Raw genomic sequence first — 22396 nt, 5'->3', positions numbered from 1 at the left:
CTGATTTAATTTTTAATTTTTAATTTTCAATTATCTCGTAGTCCACGCAGGCACGGCTCTCTTTCACAGCAGCGATAAGCTTGCCGGCAGCTACATGGTCGGGATGGGTAGCATAGTATTTCACGTCATCCAACGTATCGAACTCACTGTAAAGAGCGATGTTCCAAGCCTCGGCAGGATTGATGTTCAATCCGACTTCAATCTTGCGGATAACGGATATTTTAGCCGGAAGCGCTTCGATAGCTGCCTTGAAACTGTTCATCGCAGCCAACTTTTCGTCAGCCGGTGCCTCATCTTTTAACTTAAATAATACAATGTGCTTTACCATAACTTTGCCATTTAAATGATTTATCACTATATTTGTCAGCCTAAGCGGCTGTTTTAACAACTGCAAAAATACTGGTTTTGTTTCAAATATACACTTAAACGGATGTTAATAATAGGAATTGCAGGCGGAACCGGCTCGGGAAAGACCACCGTCGTACGTAAAATTATCGAAAGCCTACCGGCTGGTGAAGTGGTATTGTTGCCACAAGACTCTTACTACAAGGACAGCAGCCATGTGCCCGTGGAAGAACGGCAGAACATCAACTTCGACCACCCCGACGCTTTCGAGTGGAGCCTTCTTTCCAGGCATGTCGCCATGCTGCGCGAAGGAAGAAGCATAGAACAGCCCACCTACTCATACCTGACGTGTACCCGGCAGCCCGAAACCATCCATATCGAGCCCCGGGAAGTCATCATCATAGAAGGTATCCTTGCCTTGTGCGACAAGAAACTGCGAAGCATGATGGACCTCAAGATATTTGTAGACGCTGACCCCGACGAACGCCTAATTCGTGTAATCCAGCGCGATGTAGTGGAACGCGGACGTACGGCCGAAGCCGTTATGGAACGCTATACACGTATACTGAAACCCATGCACCAGCAATTCATAGAGCCCTGCAAACGATACGCCGACCTCATTGTGCCGGAAGGCGGAAACAACCAGGTGGCCATTGATATATTGACCATGTACATCAAGAAGCACTTGGGGAGTTAATTTGTAATGGAGAATTGATAATGGAGGATTAAGAACGCACTAAACCCTATGAGATATGAACAGCCTGTTTTCTTTCGCCAGACATAAATCATCCATTATCAATTCTCCCGTCCCAATTATCTTGCTGTTGTTGTTGTGCTGCATCGCAGGATGCCGTGGAGGACATCCTGCCGAAAAAGAAGAAGCGGATGACCTGCAACAGATAAAGGACAGCGGAGAACTGGTCGTATTGACACTGTACAGTTCCACTTCCTACTTCATCTACCGTGGCCAGGACATGGGATTCCAGTATGAGCTAAGCGAACAGTTTGCCAAGAGCCTGGGAGTAAAGCTAAGAATAGAGGTAGCCCGGAACGTGCACGAACTCATAGAGAAGTTATTGGCAGGCAAGGGAGACCTCATTGCCTACAACCTGCCTATCACTAAAGAATGGAAAGACAGCCTGATATATTGCGGTGAGGAGGTCATCACGCACCAAGTCATCGTGCAACGTAACGGCGGACGCACCAAACCACTGAAAGACGTGACGGAACTCATCGGGAAAGATGTATATGTGAAGCCCGGAAAATATTATGAACGGCTGGTCAATCTGGACGAAGAGCTCGGAGGAGGTATCCACATCCATAAAGTGACCAACGACAGTATCAGTGCAGAAGACCTCATCACCCAGGTGGCACAAGGAAAAATCCCCTATACCGTAGCAGACAATGATGTGGCACAGCTTAATACCACCTATTACCCCAACCTAAATATCGGACTCTCCATCAGCTTTGACCAGCGTGCATCGTGGGCAGTCCGGAAAGACTGTCCGCAACTGGCAGCCACCGCCAACAAATGGCATGAGGAGAATATGACTTCACCTGCCTATACAGCAAGTATGAAACGATATTTTGAAATCGGCAAGGCCATTCCCCACTCTCCTATCCTCTCCCTGCGCGAAGGAAAAATTTCCCATTACGATGATTTGTTCAAGAAATATGCTCCCGAAATAGACTGGGACTGGCGTCTGCTGGCGTCTCTGGCGTATACAGAATCCAACTTCGACTCCACTGCCGTATCTTGGGCGGGTGCCAGGGGGCTGATGCAACTGATGCCTGCCACAGCCAGGGCTATGGGGCTACCCGAAGGAAAGGAACAGAACCCTGAAGAGAGCATAAAGGCTGCCGTGAAATACATAGGCGCCACAGCCAAAAGTTTTTCCAAGATACCCCAGGAAGAACGCATCAACTTTGTGCTGGCATCTTATAATTCCGGTATCGGCCATGTGCTGGATGCCATGGCACTGGCCGAAAAATACGGCAAAAACAAATATGTCTGGCGTGATAATGTAGAAAACTTCATTCTGCTAAAAAGCAATGAGGAATACTTCACCGACCCCGTCTGCAAAAACGGCTATTTCCGTGGCATCGAAACTTATAACTTCGTAAGGGATATTACGTCACGCTTCGAGCAATACAAGAAAAAGATAAAAAAATAGGGATTAAGGATTAATCCCTAATCCTTATTTTCCTTCCTATTTAAAACAGATTCAGTTTGTTCTTTCTCGCTTCTTCCAGGGAAACGGTTGTCACTTGTTTCTCCCGGTTCTTTTCGCACAACTGCCGATACTTCTCATGCAGTTCTTCTTCCAGCTCCTCCTTTGTCTTAGGATTCATCAGCTTGGCTGCTACTGTAGCATTCTGTGAAGCGTCCTTCAGATGGATTACGGGAGCATGATAGACCGGAGCAATTTTCAGAGCTGTGTGAAGCGGTGAAGTCGTGGCACCACCTATCAGCAGAGGAACGTCCAGACCTGCCTTTTCCAGCTCAATGGCTACATGCACCATTTCATCCAGCGAAGGGGTTATCAAGCCACTCAATCCTATCATGTCTACCTTTTCCTCTATGGCATGCTGTACAATGGTTTCGGCAGGCACCATGACGCCAAGGTCCACTATATCGTACCCGTTGCAGGCCATTACTACCGAGACTATATTTTTGCCAATGTCGTGCACATCACCTTTCACCGTAGCCAGTAGTACCTTCCCGGCAGCAGTCGCACCTTCTTCTTTCTCCGACTCGATTACGGGCTGGAGGATGGCAACCGCCCTCTTCATGGTGCGCGCCGTCTTCACTACTTGCGGCAGGAACATCTTGCCTGCCCCAAACAAGTCGCCGACATGATTCATGCCTGCCATCAACGGACCTTCAATGATAGAAACAGCTTTGGGATACAGCTTCAACGCTTCGGCAAGGTCTTCTTCCAGATAATCGCCGATACCCTTTGTCAAGGCGTACTTCAACCGCTCTTCCACAGGAGTCCCCTCTCTCCAGGCAAGTTGGGAATGGGCGGCAGCCTGCCGCTCTCCTCCAGAAGTTTTTGCCGCCTCTGCTTCCGCTTTCAAGCGTTCGGCAGTTTCTATCAGGCGCTCGGCAGCATCGGGACGACGGTTCAAGACCACATCCTCTATGCGCTCCAATATATCAGCGGGAATATCGGTGTAAAGAACGGAGGTAGCCGGATTGACGATACCCATATCCATGCCCTCGCGGATGGCATAGTAAAGGAATACGGCATGCATCGCCTCGCGAATGTAATTATTGCCGCGGAAAGAGAAGGAAAGGTTACTCACTCCTCCACTGACATGCGCACCGGGCAGATTCTTGCGTATCCATCCGGTGGCACGGATAAAGTCTACAGCATAATTGTTGTGCTCGTCCATACCGGTTGCCACGGCAAGTACATTCGGGTCGAAAATTATATCATGGGGATTGAAACCTATCTTGTCCACCAAAAGACGGTATGCCCGTTCGCAGACCTCAATCTTACGTTCGTACGTGTCTGCCTGCCCTTTTTCATCAAAAGCCATCACCACGGCTGCCGCACCATATTGCTTGATGGTACGCGCATGCTCCAGGAATTTATCTTCCCCCTCCTTCAAGGAGATGGAGTTGACGATGGACTTGCCTTGCAAGCATTTCAATCCGGCCACAATCACTTCCCACTTAGAGGAGTCTATCATGACGGGAACACGGGCAATCTCCGGTTCCGAAGCTATCAGATGGAGGAAAGCCGTCATCTCCACTTGAGCATCCAGCAGTCCGTCGTCCATATTTATATCGATGACCTGCGCACCGTCTTCCACCTGCTGGCGGGCAATGCTGAGCGCCTCGTCATATTTCTTTTCATTAATCAGACGCAAGAATTTGCGCGAACCCGCAACATTACAGCGTTCACCCACATTCACGAAGTTATTTTCCGGCTTCACTTCCAGAAGTTCAAGCCCGGAGAGCCAAAGATTTTCCGGTCTGGGAACCGGCTGATGGGGCGTTGCACCGGCAATCAGCGAGGAGTACTCGGCAATGTAGGCATCTGTCGTTCCGCAACAACCACCGATAATATTCACCAATCCCTCATGGATATACTCTTTTACTTCATGTGCCATATCGGCAGGAGTCTGGTCGTATGTGCCCAAACTGTTGGGCAGTCCGGCGTTGGGATAAGCACTGATATAATAAGGTGCACGGACAGCAAGCTGCTCCAGGAAAGGTTTCAGCTGGCGGGCGCCAAAGGAGCAGTTCAACCCAACTGAAAAAATATCGGCATGTTGCACGGAGGCGAGAAAAGCATCCAAAGTTTGTCCCGACAGAGTACGCCCTCCAATATCAGAAACAGTCACAGAGAGCATCAAGGGTACATGAACTCCTACAGTTTCCATCGCCTGCCCGGCGGCAAAAATAGCAGCCTTGGCATTCAGCGTATCAAAAATGGTTTCTATCAGCAAAGCATCCACACCACCTTCGAGCAATGCTTCCATCTGCTCACGGTAGGCATCGGCCAGTTCATCGTAGCTCAAGGCACGAAAGGCCGGATTGTTCACATCGGGACTCATGGAGCAGGTCTTGTTCGTCGGTCCTACGGAGCCTGCCACAAAACGGGGTTTGTCGGGAGTAAGAGAAGTAAACTCATCTGCCACTTTGCGTGCCAGGCGCACTGCGGCAAGATTCATCTCACGCACATAGTCCTGCACATGATAATCGGCCATACTGACGCGGGTGGAACTGAATGTATTTGTTTCGATAATATCTGCACCTGCCGCCAGATACTTGCGGTGAATGTCTTGTATCACATCGGGGCGTGTCAGACAAAGCAGGTCATTGTTACCTTTCATCTGTCCGGGAATCTGCGAGAAGCGTTCATCCCGAAAATCTTCCTCTGTCAAGTTGTATTGCTGTATCATGGTGCCCATTGCACCATCCAGAATAAGGATGCGCTCACGCACCAAACTACCAAGTTTACTCATATTATCTTTTAAACATACGCGCCATATCGCGTTTGTCATCTTTTTCCTTCAGTGATTCGCGCTTATCATATTGCTTCTTACCTTTGGCAAGTGCCACCACAAGTTTGGCCAGCCCTTTTTCATTGATAAACAAGCGCACGGGAACAATGGTGAAACCCGGATCTTTCGTGCCGCGCATCAGTTTTTCAAGTTCCTTCTTATTCAACAAAAGCTTGCGCTCCCTGCGTGCATTGTGATTGTTGTACGAACCATAGAAGTATTCGGCCACATGCATGTTCTTCACCCACAATTCGCCGTTGGCAAAGTAACAGAACGTATCGACTAAGCTTGCTTTCCCCAACCGGATGGACTTGATTTCTGTGCCCGTAAGCACAATGCCAGCCGTATAGGTGTCCGTCAGTTCGTAATCGAACGTAGCACGCTTATTCTTTATATTTACAGGAGCTTGTTTCATAACATTTATCAGTTTAGCACTACCGTCAGCTTATTGAATATCCATTCAATGGCCACCGGACAAGCTATTAACAAAATAGAAGAAAGAATGGTGAAACGCAAACGGTCTTTTTCCGCTATCTGCATCACCTTTTTGCTTCCTTCCCACACAACATACACGATATAGAATTGGAGCAACAGAGCCATAATGCCGAAATCAGGCAATATGCCGATAACAATCCTCAGCATGAACACCACTACCAGTGCATAACCTGCAAACTGTTGCGCCAAAGGAATATCACTGTCCAGCATAAACATGCGGACACGCAACCCATTGATGAGATAGGCTGCCAAAAAATATCCTCCAAACAAGGATACAGCCACCGCACAGCATTGTGTCATGGCATATTGAAAGCTTTGCGGCCCGTCCCATCCCATCTTCATCAAAGAGCCGATGAAAACGGACAACCCGCATAAACCAATCATAGGATAGACAAAAGTAGTAAATACTTTTCGTCTATCCTCTAAACTAATTTCCTCCCAGGCACGAGCCGGAGAGGAAATCAGTAGTATTGCTATATGAAATAAATCTTTGTAATTCAATATCAATTTATTGATTAGTAGACGCAATTTTGTATTCTACAGTATATTCCGTATAGTTTTCCGGTATTTCTGTATTGCTATTATTTCCACTTTCATGCGACTTAATAACTAATTTAGTAGGAAGATTTCCTGCTTTTTCTTTAAACCTTTCTAAAGCATTTTTTATATCATACCCATACCAATTAGAATAATAAACATCTGTCTTATCATCAGCACCCTTATCATGACGCAGATAGAAAACAAGGTCTGTGGCCCCTGCTTCAATTTCATCCAGTACACAAGCTAAAGCAAATTTATGCATCTTAAACTTATCGTTGTCATTTTGCAGTCTCCAAGCTATAGGAGTTACAAGTATATCCTTGTTATACAAAAATGGCTGAACTGACCCATTTTCCAATTTCAAAGTTATCACCGGTGCTGTTTCCGGCGCATCAACAACCAAGCTTTCTGCTGTCATTGATACGACAGCGTTTGCAAAAGAAATAGGCTGAAAATTCTTCAAAGTGAAGTTGGTAGTTTTAGATTTTTCATTCGTCTCAGGTTCTATGCTCTTTCCTAAGATGATTCCCATTCGAGAATCTGAAATCTTCAAACTTGAATTTGCCTCAAATTGAGTAACAGAAGCCGGTGTAGGTTGATAAGTGTTACCCGCAGCATCTTCAAAAGAGAGTAATCCCATATAGTTATTCACTAAAACCATGCCATAAATGTCATCATACTCTCCGTCATCTGAATTCAGACACGAAGTAAACGAAATGCCCATCAACAATGTCAAGGCAACCATCAAGAATTTTAATTGTTTCATCTTTCCTATAAATATTAGAGTTTGCAAATTTAGATAAAAGAATTGAGTAATATAGTACTCTCCTCGTTTTTTCATTGTTTTTAAGATTAAATGAAAGATTAATCTAAATACTGCAAGCCCCAATATTTATTTAACATTTATAAACAACCATAATTTAGATAATCACATTATTCTAAAACATATTCTCCTACCAATTTCCCTGTTGTTGGATTATATGTTCTAGCTTCAAAAGAAGAAAAGCAGTCTCCACTCCATTTTCCTTTAACTCTAAACGTTTTAGTATCCCCTATTTTCCTTAATGTAGCAACGTAAGTCAAACTACCTTTGTACATGACTAACACCGCATCAAGTTTTACAGTTTCACCTGGTTGAATCGGGATTTGTCCAGTTCTCGTTTTTGTTACCGTTTTACTATCACTTGTACCATAAGTCCAAGATTTATTTGTCTGCTGCTGTACAGAAACATTTACTCCAAGCGAAGAATCATCTCCTACCACATTAGGTATACCCACGTTCAATCCTCCTGAAATAGTGACACTTACTCCTTCTGTTTTTGAAAAATCAGATTTTTCTGTATAGCTTGTAGATAAAGAATAGTTCCATGTATCAACGCTTAAATGTTCATTTGTATATTCATCATGGTCACAAATCACTTCTGTAGGTTCAAAGCTGTCAACCGTAGTCCGTACATACTCTAAACCAACAAGTTCATATTCACCAACAGGAACTATTTCCCATAAAGCGAGGCTTGAGGAATTATTCGTTTTAAACTTTACAGAGGAAGACGTTGAAGATTCTGATTGCAAATAATAAGAAGACAAACCAGTATTAAAGTTTCCATACATCGTATATATCATACAATTAGCATCAGCCAAACAATTAAAGCTTAAGCCAGGTCCAGCCAAAGGTGAATCAAAAGTTGATTTATTCCAATAACTCAAACGAAGATTATCAGGTATTTCTGAAGATAAATAGTTATTAGGAGTAACAACTCCATATGTATCGGATGTCACTCTATTATTTCCCCCAGCAACAACAATAGTTCTTCCATACTTCAGATACCATCTCTGCCTCAAAGATCCATCATCTTTATCTGTTAAACAAATTTCAGTACCTTTCTCTTTACAAGTAAGATACTTTTGTTTAGAGTTTCCAATATTCAAAATATTCACTGGAATTTCGGCAAGCTCACTTATCGGATCAAAATCCGCACTAGAACCTATCGCCCTTGTCATCACCTGCCCCACACCACTACTTTCCACAAAGTTATCCAATTCCTCTTGCTCACAAGAAAATAGAGCTAACACTCCTACCAACAATAAACTAATCTTTTTCATAAGCATTACATTTTTTAGTTAACAATATATCATAATTCAAAACAGCCATATGCATATGCCCCATTATCTCCTTTAATTTCTATACAATACTCCCCTGATACTCCGAAAGGAAGTTGCAAATATTTCCGAAGGGGAGATAGAATATTCTCGGAAGAAGAATAAATCACAGAACCATTTTGGGAAATGGCAATTTCCACTACCCCGATTCCTTCCATAAAATCCAATTCCACGGAATAATTAGAATCTTCAACGAATACAACAAATGGCACTAATGGTATAACGGAACGGCTTCCATCTTCTTTTCCCGTAGTCAGAATTTCAAAAGGAATATCATTTGAATGCAAAAAGACTTCTTCTTTTCCAGAAGTAATACTTATGTCGACCAAAGGATTAGCATCGACCTTTAATAAAGAAAATAACAACAATACAGATAAGATAATTTTCAGTTTCATAGTCTTTCATTTTTTATTTATACAAAATTAGGGACTATTCAACAATAATTCAGCAATAACTATGCGGACAAAAATAGGGTAGGTAATAAATTATATATCAACACACTACAAAGAAACATATAGGACAAAAAAACGTTTTTTTCTCAATACATCATTACCATTTGCTCTAAAGAATCATTCTTAGTAAGTCCTAAATCTGCTTTTAGTCTTTGTCTGTTTTTATATATGGATTTCATTTCACAATCAAAAACAATCATTAATTGCTTGTTAGAGAATCCCACTTTCAGCAACGCAGCCAACAATAATTCATTTTTTGTTAAATCAAACTCTTGTTTAAGTCGAGTAATAAAATTCGCATGAACCAAATCCAAAAAGTCAAATATATGTTGCCGTTCAGCAATAGTCATATTACTAATAATCAAATTTCCTTGCTTCAATTCCTCTAATACAAACAAGGCGTCAACACTCGAATTCTCACATACTCGCTTATTTTCTGCTATTAAACAAAGGATTTTTCTATTCAGGATTCCTATTTCCTCTTGTTTAGCCTGACGTTCTTGTAAGCTCACATTCTCCAATTCTGCAATTCTACAAGCATATCTATTAATAATTGCATTATTATTTCCAATAATCTCGACATTACGCAACAATTTTGTTCGATACCTTTTCCTAACCAGAAAGAAAGCGATGATGCCCAACCCTAATATGAATACAAATAAAAACAAATAAAAATAAGTCTGTTTCTCATTTTCCAGCCTTATCTGTTTATTTTCCAAAATAAGCTTATCATTTTCATACTTATTCTGCAAATCCAACAACTGCTTTTGCAGTTCAGCATTACGAGTCACCTCTAATAATGAATCAGACTTCTCTTTATACAAAAACGCTTTCAAATAATTACCATCTTTTTTATGCATATCAGCCAAATAGTAATATGCACCCGAAGACACAAAAATATTAGTTGCATTGATACAAGAAACAAAACAATCTTCAGCTTTTTTCTTTTGACCTACTTCAGAATAAACACGTCCCAAAGACAAACTATAACGATATTTATCATTTAAATTATCACAAACTTCCATTGCATTTGAAAAATACTCTATTGCTTGTGGATATCGTTTTTCATTATTGGCAATAAGTCCTAATAAATGTAGAAAAGATGCCTTCATACCACTAACAGTGTCACTCAACACAAGCCCTTTTTCAGCATACCAACCTGCACTATCATTATGATGTACCGAAAAATAGCCTCTTGCCATATTCCTATAACCATATAAAATACGACGTCTGTCACTCGCCAGTTCATAGTACCTGATAGAATGTTTAAAATTGTCTATAGAATTTTCATACAATCCTTGAACCGAGTTCAAATACCCTATATATTCCCAGACCATCCCTTGTACTTTATAATCCCTAGTTTCTTCCAAGAGACTCGATGCTTCCAGATAAGCCTGCATAGCATCTGAGAAGCGCTCCTTTAACAACATCACTTTTCCATAATAAAAGTAAGCCTTCCCTGCCTTCAATTTATCACCTTCCTGTTTATAATATTCTACCGCTATCATTATCAATGAGTCTGACTGCAAATTATCCAAATAGTTTTTATCCAAAGCCTGCGTTAAAAGCAAAGCATAATCTGCTCTCTGTTGTCCTCTCATACATTCGGGACATTCAATTTGACTCAGAAGCGACAAGGCACTATCAGGAAATAATTCCATACACGCTTCCACACGTCTTAAGACATTATTGTCCTCTTTTTCTTGTACACATGAGATAAACAATACAAGAATCATCAATAAATTAATTCCATTTTTCATCCCGGCATTCATAGCTCGCATATTTTAGCTTTCAGATAGCACATCTCTCCAATACCGAAAGGCAAGAATGGGTATAGGCTAATATGCCTTTCCTCGTTACTCTCTATCACACAATCTTGGCAAACAGCTCCAAATGCTCATCCACATAGCCGGCAACCAAAGCTGTATATTCCTCCTCTTTTTCCAAAAATTCATCTTCCAGTTCATCGAAAGCCTCATATTGCTCGTACATTGCCATAAATTCCTCGTCTGTGCGTTCGCGTTCCAAGTCGTCACGATGGCTATCGTATATTTTCTTGGCAGCATAAACCAACTTGCTCAAATCGCCCACTCCCCACAAACGCATCACTTTGGCAAACGGATTGTCGAAAATATAACCGCCATAACCATTTTGAATCAGTTGGCAGAAGCCCCCTTCCATCACTTCATCACGGAATATCTGATAGGCCAACAATGAATGCTGTTCACCGGTAAGCAAAGGCATCGTCCCGGCAGTCATTTCTCCGCCTATTTCTTTCTTATAAGCATCGGTGAATACGCCGATAAATGTATCCATCCCTTCGCCGGCAGCCTGGCGCAATGCCACATCTGTAACTTCTATCATAGTTTGTATTTTATTTAATTGTGCCACAAAGGTAAGACTTTGCAGTCATAGTCAAACACGGACTCCCCTTTATTTTCTTCGCCTTGCCAACCAGTTGGCAGGATTTTGCCTTACCATTGGCAAGACTTTGCCACCGTGTTGGCAAAACTTTGCCATAGGCATGGCAAAAGTTTGCCAAGACGCAAGCAAGGGGTTGGCAAAATTACTTCCTGATTGACAAGCACATACCCTATTGATTCACAAATCCTATCAGAGACGAGAAAAAACAGTCAACTGCAAACTCCACTTTACATTCCGCAGAAATTCAGCTTCTTATTACTTCTTTTTAATAAAAAAGTCAAATTGAACAGTTGGCAGAAACGGGGAAAACAGCTAACTTTGCACCCGACTAATAAAAGTGGACTACGTTTTTTTTAATTATATCACTTAAAAAAAGAGCTAATTATGACTTATTCACACGAAGTGGAACACATGTGTGTTGTGAAGAAAGGTCCTAACCACGGACCGGCTCCTATTCCCGAAGAAGGTAAATGGGTAAAAGCTAAAGAAATTGTTGACATCTCTGGTCTGACACACGGTATTGGCTGGTGTGCTCCTCAGCAAGGTGCATGTAAATTAACCCTCAATGTAAAGGAAGGCGTTATCCAGGAAGCTTTGGTTGAGACTATCGGTTGCTCCGGTATGACTCATTCTGCTGCTATGGCATCAGAAATCCTCCCGGGAAAGACTATCCTCGAAGCATTGAATACTGACCTCGTTTGCGACGCTATCAACACAGCTATGCGCGAACTCTTCCTGCAAATTGTTTACGGTCGTACTCAGTCTGCTTTCTCTGAAGGCGGTTTGATGATTGGAGCTGGCTTGGAAGACTTGGGCAAAGGTCTGCGCAGCCAGGTAGGCACATTATACGGAACGTTGGCTAAGGGTTCTCGTTACTTGGAAATGGCAGAAGGTTACATCAAGACTATCGCTTTGGACAAGAACGACGAAATCTGCGGTTACGAATTTGTTCATCTGGGCAAGTTTATGGATGAAATCAAGAAAGGTACAGACGCCAATGAAGCATTGAAGAAAGTTACCGGTACATACGGCCGCTTCACTGAAGAGCAAGGTGCAGTTAAACACATTGACCCACGTCACGAATAATATAAGGAGGAAAGACATATGATTAGAGAAGTAAAATTTGAAAGCCAAGACCGTCGTATCAAGCAGATTCTTGCTGCATTGAACGCAAACGGTATCAAAGACATCGAAGAAGCCAATGCTATCTGCGAAGCTCATGGTCTCGATCCTTATAAGACTTGTGAAGAAACTCAGCCCATCTGTTTCGAAAATGCAAAATGGGCATACGTTGTAGGTTGCGCCATCGCCATTAAGAAGGGCTGCAAGAACGCTGCTGAAGCTGCTGAAGCTATCGGTATCGGTCTGCAGGCATTTTGTATTCCGGGTTCTGTAGCTGACGACCGCAAGGTTGGTATCGGTCATGGTAACTTGGCAGCCATGTTGCTGCGTGAAGAAACCAAATGTTTCGCTTTCTTGGCAGGTCACGAGTCATTCGCTGCTGCCGAAGGTGCTATCAAGATTGCCGCTAAAGCTGACAAGGTACGTAAAGAACCTCTGCGTTGCATCCTGAACGGTCTCGGCAAGGACGCTGCACAGATTATCTCTCGTATCAACGGCTTTACATACGTTCAGACTCAATTCGATTACTATACAGGTGAACTGAAAGTAGTTCGTGAAATCGCATACAGCGACGGTCCCCGTGCCAAAGTAAAATGCTACGGTGCAGACGATGTTCGCGAAGGTGTGGCTATCATGTGGAAAGAAGGCGTGGATGTATCCATCACTGGTAACTCTACGAATCCGACCCGCTTTCAACACCCGGTTGCAGGTACTTATAAGAAAGAACGCGTATTGGCTGGCAAGCCGTACTTCTCAGTGGCATCCGGTGGTGGTACTGGTCGTACTCTGCACCCGGACAACATGGCTGCCGGACCGGCTTCTTACGGTATGACGGACACCATGGGTCGTATGCACTCAGACGCTCAGTTCGCTGGTTCTTCATCAGTTCCTGCCCACGTAGAAATGATGGGATTCCTGGGTATCGGTAACAACCCGATGGTAGGATGTACAGTGGCTTGTGCGGTTGACGTGGCTCAGGCTTTGAGCAAGTAAGTAGCAAGTAAATAATTACATAGAAAAAGAGGATAGCCTTCATTGGCTATCCTCTTTTTCTATCTACCCACAATCGCCACCTTTATCACCCCCTCCAGCCTATTCTCAAAAATACGGTAGGCTTCGTCAATTTCCTCCAACGAGAAACGATGTGTGATAAGCGGTGTGGTATCTATCTGTCCCGCCGCTATCAGGCGCAGTATCTCGGCACAATCGCACCCATCCACACCACCGGTCTTGAAGACAAGATTCTTGCCATACATCTCCGGCAAGGGCAATAACTGAGGCTGGTCATAAAGCGCCACAATGGTGACAATGGCATTGGGACGGGCACACTCCCATGCCAAGCGGAAAGTATCTTCCGTGCCGGCAACTTCAAGTACGACATCTGCCCCACCATGGTCGCTATGCTTCCTCACAAAGTCTTTGCAGTTTTCCGGCCCAATGACCAGCACCTCCGGATAATGCTCGCGGACAAAACGGATTCTTTCGGCCGACTGCTCGCAGACAATAATGCGACGGGGCTTCTTCAGCATGGAACAAAGCAGGGTACAAATACCCGTCGGCCCGGCACCGATGATGAGTACAGTGTCTTCCTCGGTTATTTCGGAGATACGGGCAGCCCAGAAGCCGGTGGCCAACACATCGCCTACCAAGAGCGCCTGCTCGTCGCTTACCGTATCGGGAATACGGTTCAGTCCCTGGTCGGCATAAGGCACACGTACATATTCCGCCTGGCCGCCATCGATACGGCACCCCAAAGCCCAACCGCCATTGGTGTCGGTACAGTTGTTCACATATCCGTGACGACAAAAGAAACATTTACCACAAAAAGTCTCCACATTCACAGTCACACGGTCGCCGGGCTTTACCGACTCAACTTCGGCACCCACCTGCTCTACGATGCCCACCATTTCGTGTCCTACCGTAATTCCGGGTACGGCGCGCGGTACACTTCCATGCTTTATATGCAAGTCACTGGTGCATATGCTACCCAGTGTCACCCGCACAATAGCATCACGTGCATCTTCCAATACCGGTATCGGTTTCTCAAGCAATCCGAACTTTCCGTGTTCAATATAAGTATATGCCAACATAATATATGCTTTTTTGAGTTATCACTTCTAAACGCGAAGTTGCCAGAAAGCAACAGCCGCTGCGGCCGCCACGTTCAGCGAATCTACACCGTGCGCCATGGGGATACGAACCACATAGTCGGCTCCCGCAATCGCTTCGTGCGAAAGACCATCTCCCTCAGTACCCATCACAATAGCCAACCGGGGCTCGGTCTTCAAAACGGGATTGTCTATGGAAATGGAATTGTCCGTAAGCGCCATGGCCGCCGTGCGGAAACCCAACTCACCGAGCGTATCCAGAGGACCGTCCATCCACGTCCACGGCACAAGAAAAACCGTTCCCATTGAAACCCGGACCGCACGACGGTTCAGAGGGTCGCAGGAATTACGCGTCAACAGCACAGCATCCATGCCAAGAGCTGCCGCCGAACGGAAGATGGCCCCAATATTGGTGGTATCCACCACCCCGTCGATAACCACAATACGCCGGGCTCCCCGGCAGACGTCCTCCATACTCTTCGGAACCGGACGGCGCATGGCACAAAGAACACCACGCGTCAAAACGTAGCCGGTCAGCTCGGCAAGCAATTCCCTACCGCTTGTGTAGACGGGTATATCGCCACAACGCTCAATGATTTCAGCAGCATCCCCATAGATGTGCTTGTGCTCACACAAAAGGGCCAAAGGCTCGTAGCCGACATCCAGAGCCACCTTGATAACCTTAGGACTCTCAGCTATAAACAGCCCTTTGTCCGGCTCAAGGCGGTTGCGCAACTGGGCTTCGGTAAGGGTACTGAATATCTCCACACCGGGATGGGTCAAAGATGATATTTCGATAACAGGCATCGGATGATTTACTATTTGACGATTACTATTTACAATTCATGGCAGAAAGCCCTATAACCCCTTTATTGTCTTCATCAGTTGTTCTCCCAGTCCGATGGTGTATCCTTGCGATACAAAGACCACCCGATTGAAAGTATCGGCTATGATGAACATCGGCAGGCTCTCTTTATGCTTCAACTTCATGCTTTCTGCAATCTGCGCAGCGATACCGTCCGTATCTATACCATAAATAATGGTAGAGGGCAAATCGGGGAATGACTCGCGGGCGAACTTGCCGGCTTTGGCCTCATTAGGGAACAGCAACACCATCTTACGCCCCCACTTCTCCAAATCAGCCTTGAATGAAGCGATGTCGCGCAACGCATGATTGGTTGGCTCTTGATTGACACCCAGAATGCCTACGACAAAGTAACCGCGCCCACAAGCCTGCAGCAGACTCTGCCGGGCTGCGGAGCCGGCGTCCGGCAGCGGAGTGAAGAGAGACTCCGAATTAAAGTTCCCGATAACCTGCACCTCATCCTCGCTCTCGCGCATCACCAACTCAATTTCCGTTGTCTTCTCCGGCAGAATATTGAAAAAGGTGGTTTTAGAAAGTACCGCACCGCTGGCAAGGCGTGTACCGGTCACCAAAACATAATCTCCGGCCTCCAGAGCAGTTCCTTCCTTCAGCAGATTGCTCCATGTAGTACCGCCGCCCATATCTGCATCGCCTTCGTCATAGGAAAGCAATTGCAAACTGCCCTGCGGGGTCTGTTTGGAAAGAGTGAAATGAGAATAGTATTTCGGGTTATCCAACGAACGGATAGGCTTATAGGAAGCCACCAACTTTCCCTTCGAAGCAATTCCTTCTGCCATAAAGACCGGCTCTTCCGGATGATGGTTCAAGTCCACATCCATCGCACCATCATCCCCTATCAACTGTACTTTGCCGGTCACTCCGTTGATACGGGCAGGGATTGCCATGCTGCGTGCCATGGAGACGAAGAAAATGTCACGACTATGGGCATCAGCCACACGGGCCTTCCAGACCCCTTCCGGAGAAATGGGAGCCCCTCCCAAATTACAGTCATTGTCTACCCGGATATTTTGGGCCACCCATGCCACCAGTTTCATCGGCTCTGCCTTGTATGCCTCAGCATCTTCCTTTGAGACGGCTTTCTTGAAAAATCCTTTATAGGGGGTCAGTATCTCGTTGCTTACGCGTGGATTGCGCACATATCTGCGGAAATGGTCGGCATTCTTGCACATACGGGATTGCATGTGGTCCATCAGAACTTCCAGTGTAACGTCGCGGAGGTCTTTTGCCGAAATCCGTTGGAGCAGGTCCAGACCTCCTCTTTTGGACTTTTCAGAGCGCAACCGTGCCATGAAGTCGGCAATGACCCGATGGTTTCCTCTGGAAGCGACCAGTATCCGTGAAACGGCATCTTCGTCGAGCTTGTACTGCCGGGCAAAATAACGCGCCGTCTCATCCGTCATGAACATAGACACATAAGCGTTGCGGATGGAATCTTCATGGACCATGCGGCGGTCATTCGCCGCACGCTGTTCGGGCGTAACCGCCGGCAACTCCGCATTTTCGGGGGGCGGCACAAGTTCAAAATCTACCGCATGGCCGTCGCCGGCAGTCTTATCCATCTTCACAACCAGTTCATGGTCCTTACCGAAAGAAAGTTTGGCATAGCCGAATTTTCCGTCTTTGGAAGCCCATACCAGCATGTCACCCTTACCGGCCGTCAAAAAAGCCTTTCCCTCTGCATCGGTCTGCTTCCGGGCTACAGTATAGAACTCCGCATAATTATAGAGCTTGAACTCCACACAAGCATCAGACACCGGATTTCCATGTCCGTCCATGACCGTAACTGTGGCCTTAGCCGTCGGTGCATAGTTACCGATTACATTGATTTCCGTATAAGTAGGAGTGACAGACATCACTTCCTCCGCTCCTTCATAACGTCCGAAGACCTTGGTATGCATCAGCATACCGCGACTGGCCGGAGCATTGAACCAACCAAGGTTGAGTACCGGTTCGGGTTCGCAGGCTCCAAGAAAATACCATTTCCCGTCTGCCCATGCTTCTACCCACGCATGATTGTCGTCGGTATGCGCCCACCGGGGTGTGTAGACCTGACGGGCAGGGATACCCACCGAACGCAAGGCGGCAACCAGCAAGGTAGATTCCTCGCCACAACGCCCGTATGCCGTGCGTACCGTTGCCAAAGGCGAACTGGTACGGGCATCGGAGGGAGTATAGATAGCCTTCTCGTGGCACCAGTGGTTCACCTCCAGAATGGCATCATAGAGGGACAGAGACTTGACACGATTCTTCAGTTCTTCGTAAAACACTACCCGTGCACTGTCCAGATGCTCATTGTTGACCCGCACCGGAAGTACAAAATGACGAAACAAATCCTCAGGAATAACTTTTCCCCAAGGCATCTCATCGGCAGCCTTTTGGGAGGCGCGCACGTTCATCAGATGAAATTCTCCGGAATAATCGGCAATGTCTGCCAAAGGCATATAGGCATAAAGGAACTCCAAAGCTTCGCGTTCGTACGACGTCAAGTCCGTATCGAATATGGCAAACAAATCGCCCTGCGGCAACCTTTCTTTTTTTTGATTGAAATCCTGCTCCACACGTTGGCGGTAAGAAGTGTCTGTAATGAAAGAACGTTTGCCGCAAGAGGCAAGCAAACATACCAGTCCGAGAAATCCCAGAAGTCGTGCAACTCGTTTCATAATGCAATTATTAAGGTTGAGCCACAAAAATAGTGTAAATCGTCCGCAAAAGAAAATTAATTCCCGTTTTTACTTACATAATCACTCTACTTCAGATGTATCACCAAAGTCGTGTCTCCGGAAAAAGTGAAGCTGCATTTGTCATAAGACGGCGGGCCCATAACGCCTTGAGCATCATTACTGAACCCGTACTTCTCTGTAGGAATGCCGAAAACGGCAGTATCCAGTTTCCCGTTTCCGTTCTCGTCTTGAAACAGCGAAATGGCATACGTACCCGCAGGTAACCCCTGGCAAGGAATGGAGAGCGACGTATCTTTCACATCTATCCGGAAGGCGGTCAAGGGTTTCTTCATGAATGTTTCTTCCGAATTGTAGATGGCGACATAGAGATGCCCCTCCACCTTTTCAATGTCACACACTTCAATAGTCAGGTTCTGGGCAAAGAGCAGCTGGGCGGCACTTTGCATTACAAATACTAAAAAAATAATCATTGCTTTCATCTTTGTTTATTTTAAAAAGGGTTATTGTCTAAAAATTGGATACATCGTAGGCGGCCTTCTTGCCTAAAGTCACATATACTCCTACATAGAAAAAATGGTCGCTGGAAGCCAGGACAGCCTTGTTATCCACCTTACCGAACTCATTCTTCCGGCAAAGGATATTGCTGGCGGAAGCATGGATAATTACCTTCTTGCTTGCCAGGAAGGTCACACCCAAATCCAGACTGTTATAAGGCTTCACTTCATCGTTCATCAGACCCAGCAGCATGGGGTTATGATAAGGACGTCCGCTACTGAAACGGTCGGTCACGCTGACAATGGAACGCAGGCGAGGCAAGGAATACTTCACCACCCAGGCTGCATTATGCCGTGTAGCATACTGAGGAGTAGTCAGTTCCAGATACTCCCGATATTTACGTTTGGCTATATTATAGGTATAGGATAACTGGTATTCCAGATTCTTGAAGGACGCTCTATCACGGAAGAACAAGTCTATGCCTTTGCTGTGTCCATAACCGTTGGAGGTCAAGAATACAGCTTTCGTATCGGCATCCGTTTCCTCCAATGCCAGACGGTCATAATCCTTATAATAAAGTTCAGCTTTACAGAAACGCCCTTCATAGTCGTACTGAACGCCTAAATTGTACTGCATACATACTTCCGACATCAACTGCGGCCGACGCACCAGACAGTTGTTCTCGGGCAACTGTGTGTATCGCCCTACAATCCCCGACAGCATCATGTTTCCCCAATAATAGTTCGCCGCCAGCCGGGGAGAGAAATTCATCTTACGGTTCGGAGAAGTGTATTCCGTGCGAAAAGAAAACTCCATCTTCAATTGTTCCATCGGATAATAAGCCATCGAAAAGAAACCCGCACCAATGGTAGGCGACATGCGATTGCTGTCATCCGTCCCGCACAACAGATAATGATTCCTGTAATTGCGGATATAGCTCTCTATCCCCATATCCAGGCGGAATACCGATGACAGCCGTTTGGAAACTTTAGCCTTCAGATGCGTCTCTTGCTGATGTTCCAGCCAGTTATCACCCGAAACAACTGCTCCTCCCATTCTCCGGTTATAGTAAGAATAGGCCGCCCCTGCAAACCAACTCCACTCTCTGGAAGTATGCCTGCGAAAGGTTGCATTTACATAGATATTGTCTTCACCCAGCCCGAACAATCTGCGGTTATCCCCTTCGTAAGTGGAAAAGTCCGTCCGGTCGTATTGTGCGTAAACCTTCCATACCACTCTTTCATCAAGAGTATAACGGAACTGGACAGCTCCGGAAAACATCCGGTAAGGCTTCTCGAAATCCCTCCTGCCCGAATAAACCTTGTCATACAAACCCAGGTTCTGATAATTCAAGTCAACAGACAAGGATCCTCTGTCAAAAGTCTTTGTGCCCCCTCCACCAACACCGACAACGGAAGCGTTCACTCCGACTTTATCGACCTTGCTGTAATCTTTTGTTTCCAATGGCAAGACTGCCGAAAGCGCTTCTCCATATTCTTGTGAAGCGCCTCCCGAAGCAAAGTTTACCCCACTGAACATAAATGTAGAGTAACGGCTGCGAGCAGGGGTATTTATTCCGTTCGAAGTATAGGGATTCAGTACATGCATTCCATCAATAAAAGTCTGCGTCTCGTAACTGCCTCCACCACGTACCAGCAATTCACCGGTTTCACCCTGCACTTGCGTACCGGGCAAAGTCTGCAATGCCTTGTATAAATCACCGTTCGCACCGCCCACCGTAACCAGTTCCACCGGATGCATATCGCTCCAACGGCTGTTGGCAGCAGGAGTTCTGGCTCCTTTTACCACTACTTCTTCCAAAGCGACACTGTCTATATTAAAATTCAGACGTACTGTATCGGTCACTGATTTCTGCGCTACGGAAGGCTGTGTATAAAGTAATACGCCCAATATCCCAAAGACTGTTTCCCGTTTCATATCTTTACATTCGTTGTGTTTCCTGCCGCAAACATAAAGGAAGGGTATAAGACAAAAAAATATCCGGGACAGACAGCCCGGATATGTGACAACCAACAAACTCTTTGTGACGAACAACGTATTTCTGTGACGAGTGACTAACTCTTTGTCCGGTTTTCAATCAATGCTTTCACCTCTTTGGCGTATGCGCGTGAAACCGGAACCTCTTCTTCGCAACCCTCCAGATTCAGCTTATATCCCTGAGAGTTTCCATCTACTTTCACCACCATCCGGATGTTTACAAGAAAGGCCCTATGGCAACGGATAATAAAAGGGCAAGCAGAGACAGCTTCCTCTGCCTGCTTCATGGTGGCACGCAACAATCTCCATGTAATTTTCTTTTCTTTATCCGAATCTGAACGGTAACCTACTTTTACGTAATTCCCCTTTGCCTCTGCATAAAGGAAATCTCCGGCCTTTACTTCCAGCATTTCTTTGGTGCCACCGGCAAACACCAACGCTTCTTCCGAGGAAAACACCTTGTCTTCCAAGCTCGCTATCCCAACTTCCGGGGATATTCTCCTTGAAAGGTGACCGTTCATCTCCATAGCTTCTTTCAGATTGCGGGTCAGTTGCAAATTGCGGTTCCACATCAGAAAAAATATGGTAGGAAAAGGTGCCAGCACCATTACCCAAGACAAAGCCAGAAAGAACAACCGCTTGTCCAACCACATTCCCATCAACCATGATTGATAGGCCCAAATCCCCACTGCTATCAGCAACAACATCAGCAGCAAATTCAACACATGCTTACCCAATGTCCAGTTCTGCTCCTTGTAATAAGCAGGAAATAATGCCGGAAGCAAATAGGTGAAAACTCCCGAAGCACCTGCCGCAATCAATGCAGAACCGGCAACCACCCCAAACACACTTCCCTTTATTCGGGAAATACCGAACGGCTGAAGTATATATAATATCAGAAAAATAATGGCCGAAGGTATCACTACTGCCTTCCAGCGTTGATAAAACGTAGGATAAGGACTCCGCCAAAGTTCCACCAATTTCCCCATAAGTATATAGTCTCTCTTGTTTACATGGTAATATATGCAAAGATAATACATTTACTCAACACATGCTCATACAGATACTATATTATCAATCTGTTTTATCACACGACAAGGATTTCCCACTGCCACACAATTCGCAGGAATAGAACGGGTAACCACACTCCCCGCCCCGATAACGCTGTTCCTCCCGATGGTGACACCAGGCAAAATGACAACCCCTCCACCAATCCATACTCCATCCTCTATTCGTACAGGTAAGGCATACGTACGGCAGATTTCTTGTCCTTCCGGACAGTCCTGCACCATACGTTCATCTACTTTGGTAGAATGGGTTGCCGTATATATCTGTACATTAGAGGCTATCAGGACGTTGCTACCTATGTCAATACGATTGTTGTCCACAAAGGTACAATTCATGTTGACAATTACCTTGTCGCCCATAAAAATATGCTTGCCACATTCACAATGGAAGTCAATATCCACATGCACATTCTTGCCTACATGTCCCAACATCTCACACAACAACTCCCTCCTGCGCTTGCTATCGGCATAATCTGTGGCATTGAACTGTGCCAGGAGACGTTTTGTACGCAAAATCATCTCCACTATTTTCGGGTCCCTGCTTCCTATAAAAGGTTCGCCAGCCATGCACTTTTCATATTCTGTTTTCATACGCATCCTTTTT

20 protein-coding genes are annotated in these 22396 nt (G+C 45.4%); 4 read left to right on the top strand and 16 right to left on the bottom strand.

Translation table 11 applies throughout. The annotated features are described in order from the left end of the window. Positions 1–19: 19 nt before the first annotated feature. Positions 20–328 carry a Dabb family protein gene (locus tag DW947_RS06475; protein WP_005832765.1) on the bottom strand — a complete coding sequence of 103 codons (309 nt, stop codon included), beginning with the start codon at positions 326–328 and terminating at the stop codon, positions 20–22. A 102-nt stretch (positions 329–430) separates the two neighbouring features. On the opposite strand from DW947_RS06475, the gene udk reads away from it, so the two are divergent. Then, positions 431–1042, top strand: a complete 612-nt coding sequence (gene udk, locus DW947_RS06470; protein ID WP_005831829.1) for a uridine kinase — start codon at positions 431–433, stop codon at positions 1040–1042. A 55-nt stretch (positions 1043–1097) separates the two neighbouring features. Continuing rightward, a complete protein-coding gene (locus tag DW947_RS06465) occupies positions 1098–2519 on the top strand; it encodes a transglycosylase SLT domain-containing protein (protein WP_172793037.1) in 1422 nt (473 codons plus the stop codon). 40 nt (positions 2520–2559) lie between these two features. Here the strand turns inward: DW947_RS06465 and metH are convergent, their stop codons facing one another. The 8 genes from metH to DW947_RS06425 all read right to left on the bottom strand — a co-directional run bounded on the left by metH (position 2560) and on the right by DW947_RS06425 (position 11375). Beyond that, positions 2560–5325: a methionine synthase gene (gene metH / locus DW947_RS06460; RefSeq protein ID WP_005831833.1), complete on the bottom strand. Its 2766-nt coding sequence runs from the start codon at positions 5323–5325 to the stop codon at positions 2560–2562. Between the two features lies 1 nt (position 5326). Beyond that, the gene (gene smpB / locus DW947_RS06455; RefSeq protein WP_005831836.1) at positions 5327–5779 is read right to left on the bottom strand and encodes an SsrA-binding protein; all 453 of its coding nucleotides are present in this window, start codon (positions 5777–5779) and stop codon (positions 5327–5329) included. A gap of 8 nt (positions 5780–5787) precedes the next feature. Next, on the bottom strand, positions 5788–6360 hold the full coding sequence (locus tag DW947_RS06450; protein WP_008665379.1) for a Yip1 family protein: 573 nt from the start codon (positions 6358–6360) through the stop codon (positions 5788–5790). Between the two features lie 7 nt (positions 6361–6367). Further along, on the bottom strand, positions 6368–7240 hold the full coding sequence (locus DW947_RS06445) for a hypothetical protein (protein WP_022401972.1): 873 nt from the start codon (positions 7238–7240) through the stop codon (positions 6368–6370). A gap of 92 nt (positions 7241–7332) precedes the next feature. Next, a complete protein-coding gene (locus DW947_RS06440) occupies positions 7333–8502 on the bottom strand; it encodes a hypothetical protein (protein ID WP_225982668.1) in 1170 nt (389 codons plus the stop codon). Between the two features lie 29 nt (positions 8503–8531). Then, complete coding sequence (locus DW947_RS06435; protein ID WP_022401970.1) at positions 8532–8954, bottom strand: DUF3244 domain-containing protein; 423 nt, start codon at positions 8952–8954, stop codon at positions 8532–8534. A gap of 143 nt (positions 8955–9097) precedes the next feature. Next, positions 9098–10792, bottom strand: a complete 1695-nt coding sequence (locus DW947_RS06430) for a tetratricopeptide repeat protein (RefSeq protein WP_117720956.1) — start codon at positions 10790–10792, stop codon at positions 9098–9100. 85 nt (positions 10793–10877) lie between these two features. After that, a complete protein-coding gene (locus DW947_RS06425; RefSeq protein WP_022401968.1) occupies positions 10878–11375 on the bottom strand; it encodes a DMP19 family protein in 498 nt (165 codons plus the stop codon). A 444-nt stretch (positions 11376–11819) separates the two neighbouring features. Between DW947_RS06425 and DW947_RS06420 the strand changes: the two genes are divergently transcribed. Next, complete coding sequence (locus tag DW947_RS06420; RefSeq protein WP_005831848.1) at positions 11820–12521, top strand: iron-sulfur cluster assembly scaffold protein; 702 nt, start codon at positions 11820–11822, stop codon at positions 12519–12521. Positions 12522–12539: 18 nt separating this feature from the next. Then, the gene (locus DW947_RS06415; RefSeq protein ID WP_005831851.1) at positions 12540–13550 is read left to right on the top strand and encodes a GGGtGRT protein; all 1011 of its coding nucleotides are present in this window, start codon (positions 12540–12542) and stop codon (positions 13548–13550) included. A 59-nt stretch (positions 13551–13609) separates the two neighbouring features. Here the strand turns inward: DW947_RS06415 and DW947_RS06410 are convergent, their stop codons facing one another. The 7 genes from DW947_RS06410 to DW947_RS06380 all read right to left on the bottom strand — a co-directional run bounded on the left by DW947_RS06410 (position 13610) and on the right by DW947_RS06380 (position 22383). After that, positions 13610–14647, bottom strand: coding sequence for an alcohol dehydrogenase (locus DW947_RS06410; RefSeq protein ID WP_005832802.1), 1038 nt, complete (start codon positions 14645–14647; stop codon positions 13610–13612). A 27-nt stretch (positions 14648–14674) separates the two neighbouring features. Further along, positions 14675–15472, bottom strand: a complete 798-nt coding sequence (locus tag DW947_RS06405) for a TrmH family RNA methyltransferase (RefSeq protein WP_005831855.1) — start codon at positions 15470–15472, stop codon at positions 14675–14677. 51 nt (positions 15473–15523) lie between these two features. Further along, positions 15524–18211, bottom strand: a complete 2688-nt coding sequence (locus tag DW947_RS06400; protein WP_005831857.1) for a transglutaminase domain-containing protein — start codon at positions 18209–18211, stop codon at positions 15524–15526. Between the two features lie 86 nt (positions 18212–18297). Continuing rightward, the gene (locus DW947_RS06395) at positions 18298–18711 is read right to left on the bottom strand and encodes a DUF2141 domain-containing protein (RefSeq protein WP_005831860.1); all 414 of its coding nucleotides are present in this window, start codon (positions 18709–18711) and stop codon (positions 18298–18300) included. Positions 18712–18739: 28 nt separating this feature from the next. After that, the gene (locus DW947_RS06390; protein ID WP_117962743.1) at positions 18740–20665 is read right to left on the bottom strand and encodes a TonB-dependent receptor plug domain-containing protein; all 1926 of its coding nucleotides are present in this window, start codon (positions 20663–20665) and stop codon (positions 18740–18742) included. A 137-nt stretch (positions 20666–20802) separates the two neighbouring features. Then, positions 20803–21714, bottom strand: coding sequence for a LytTR family DNA-binding domain-containing protein (locus DW947_RS06385; protein ID WP_005831863.1), 912 nt, complete (start codon positions 21712–21714; stop codon positions 20803–20805). Positions 21715–21780: 66 nt separating this feature from the next. Further along, a complete protein-coding gene (locus tag DW947_RS06380) occupies positions 21781–22383 on the bottom strand; it encodes a sugar O-acetyltransferase (RefSeq protein WP_016272870.1) in 603 nt (200 codons plus the stop codon). Positions 22384–22396: the final 13 nt, after the last annotated feature.

The organism is Bacteroides sp. AM44-19 (genome assembly GCF_003603395.1).
GTDB classification, from domain to species: domain Bacteria; phylum Bacteroidota; class Bacteroidia; order Bacteroidales; family Bacteroidaceae; genus Bacteroides; species Bacteroides uniformis.
Note: the sequence above shows the minus strand (reverse complement) of the source record. Positions and strands in the feature narration are given on the sequence as shown.

What these genes read in the sequence shown, in the direction of transcription:
- DW947_RS06475 (WP_005832765.1), bottom strand. Translation starts at nt 328, where the DNA reads ATGGTAAAGCACATTGTATTATTTAAGTTAAAAGATGAGGCACCGGCT.
- udk (WP_005831829.1), top strand. Translation starts at nt 431, where the DNA reads ATGTTAATAATAGGAATTGCAGGCGGAACCGGCTCGGGAAAGACCACC.
- DW947_RS06465 (WP_172793037.1), top strand. Translation starts at nt 1,098, where the DNA reads ATGAACAGCCTGTTTTCTTTCGCCAGACATAAATCATCCATTATCAAT.
- metH (WP_005831833.1), bottom strand. Translation starts at nt 5,325, where the DNA reads ATGAGTAAACTTGGTAGTTTGGTGCGTGAGCGCATCCTTATTCTGGAT.
- smpB (WP_005831836.1), bottom strand. Translation starts at nt 5,779, where the DNA reads ATGAAACAAGCTCCTGTAAATATAAAGAATAAGCGTGCTACGTTCGAT.
- DW947_RS06445 (WP_022401972.1), bottom strand. Translation starts at nt 7,240, where the DNA reads ATGAAAAAACGAGGAGAGTACTATATTACTCAATTCTTTTATCTAAAT.
- DW947_RS06440 (WP_225982668.1), bottom strand. Translation starts at nt 8,502, where the DNA reads ATGAAAAAGATTAGTTTATTGTTGGTAGGAGTGTTAGCTCTATTTTCT.
- DW947_RS06435 (WP_022401970.1), bottom strand. Translation starts at nt 8,954, where the DNA reads ATGAAACTGAAAATTATCTTATCTGTATTGTTGTTATTTTCTTTATTA.
- DW947_RS06430 (WP_117720956.1), bottom strand. Translation starts at nt 10,792, where the DNA reads ATGCGAGCTATGAATGCCGGGATGAAAAATGGAATTAATTTATTGATG.
- DW947_RS06425 (WP_022401968.1), bottom strand. Translation starts at nt 11,375, where the DNA reads ATGATAGAAGTTACAGATGTGGCATTGCGCCAGGCTGCCGGCGAAGGG.
- DW947_RS06420 (WP_005831848.1), top strand. Translation starts at nt 11,820, where the DNA reads ATGACTTATTCACACGAAGTGGAACACATGTGTGTTGTGAAGAAAGGT.
- DW947_RS06415 (WP_005831851.1), top strand. Translation starts at nt 12,540, where the DNA reads ATGATTAGAGAAGTAAAATTTGAAAGCCAAGACCGTCGTATCAAGCAG.
- DW947_RS06410 (WP_005832802.1), bottom strand. Translation starts at nt 14,647, where the DNA reads ATGTTGGCATATACTTATATTGAACACGGAAAGTTCGGATTGCTTGAG.
- DW947_RS06405 (WP_005831855.1), bottom strand. Translation starts at nt 15,472, where the DNA reads ATGCCTGTTATCGAAATATCATCTTTGACCCATCCCGGTGTGGAGATA.
- DW947_RS06400 (WP_005831857.1), bottom strand. Translation starts at nt 18,211, where the DNA reads ATGAAACGAGTTGCACGACTTCTGGGATTTCTCGGACTGGTATGTTTG.
- DW947_RS06395 (WP_005831860.1), bottom strand. Translation starts at nt 18,711, where the DNA reads ATGAAAGCAATGATTATTTTTTTAGTATTTGTAATGCAAAGTGCCGCC.
- DW947_RS06390 (WP_117962743.1), bottom strand. Translation starts at nt 20,665, where the DNA reads ATGAAACGGGAAACAGTCTTTGGGATATTGGGCGTATTACTTTATACA.
- DW947_RS06385 (WP_005831863.1), bottom strand. Translation starts at nt 21,714, where the DNA reads ATGGGGAAATTGGTGGAACTTTGGCGGAGTCCTTATCCTACGTTTTAT.
- DW947_RS06380 (WP_016272870.1), bottom strand. Translation starts at nt 22,383, where the DNA reads ATGAAAACAGAATATGAAAAGTGCATGGCTGGCGAACCTTTTATAGGA.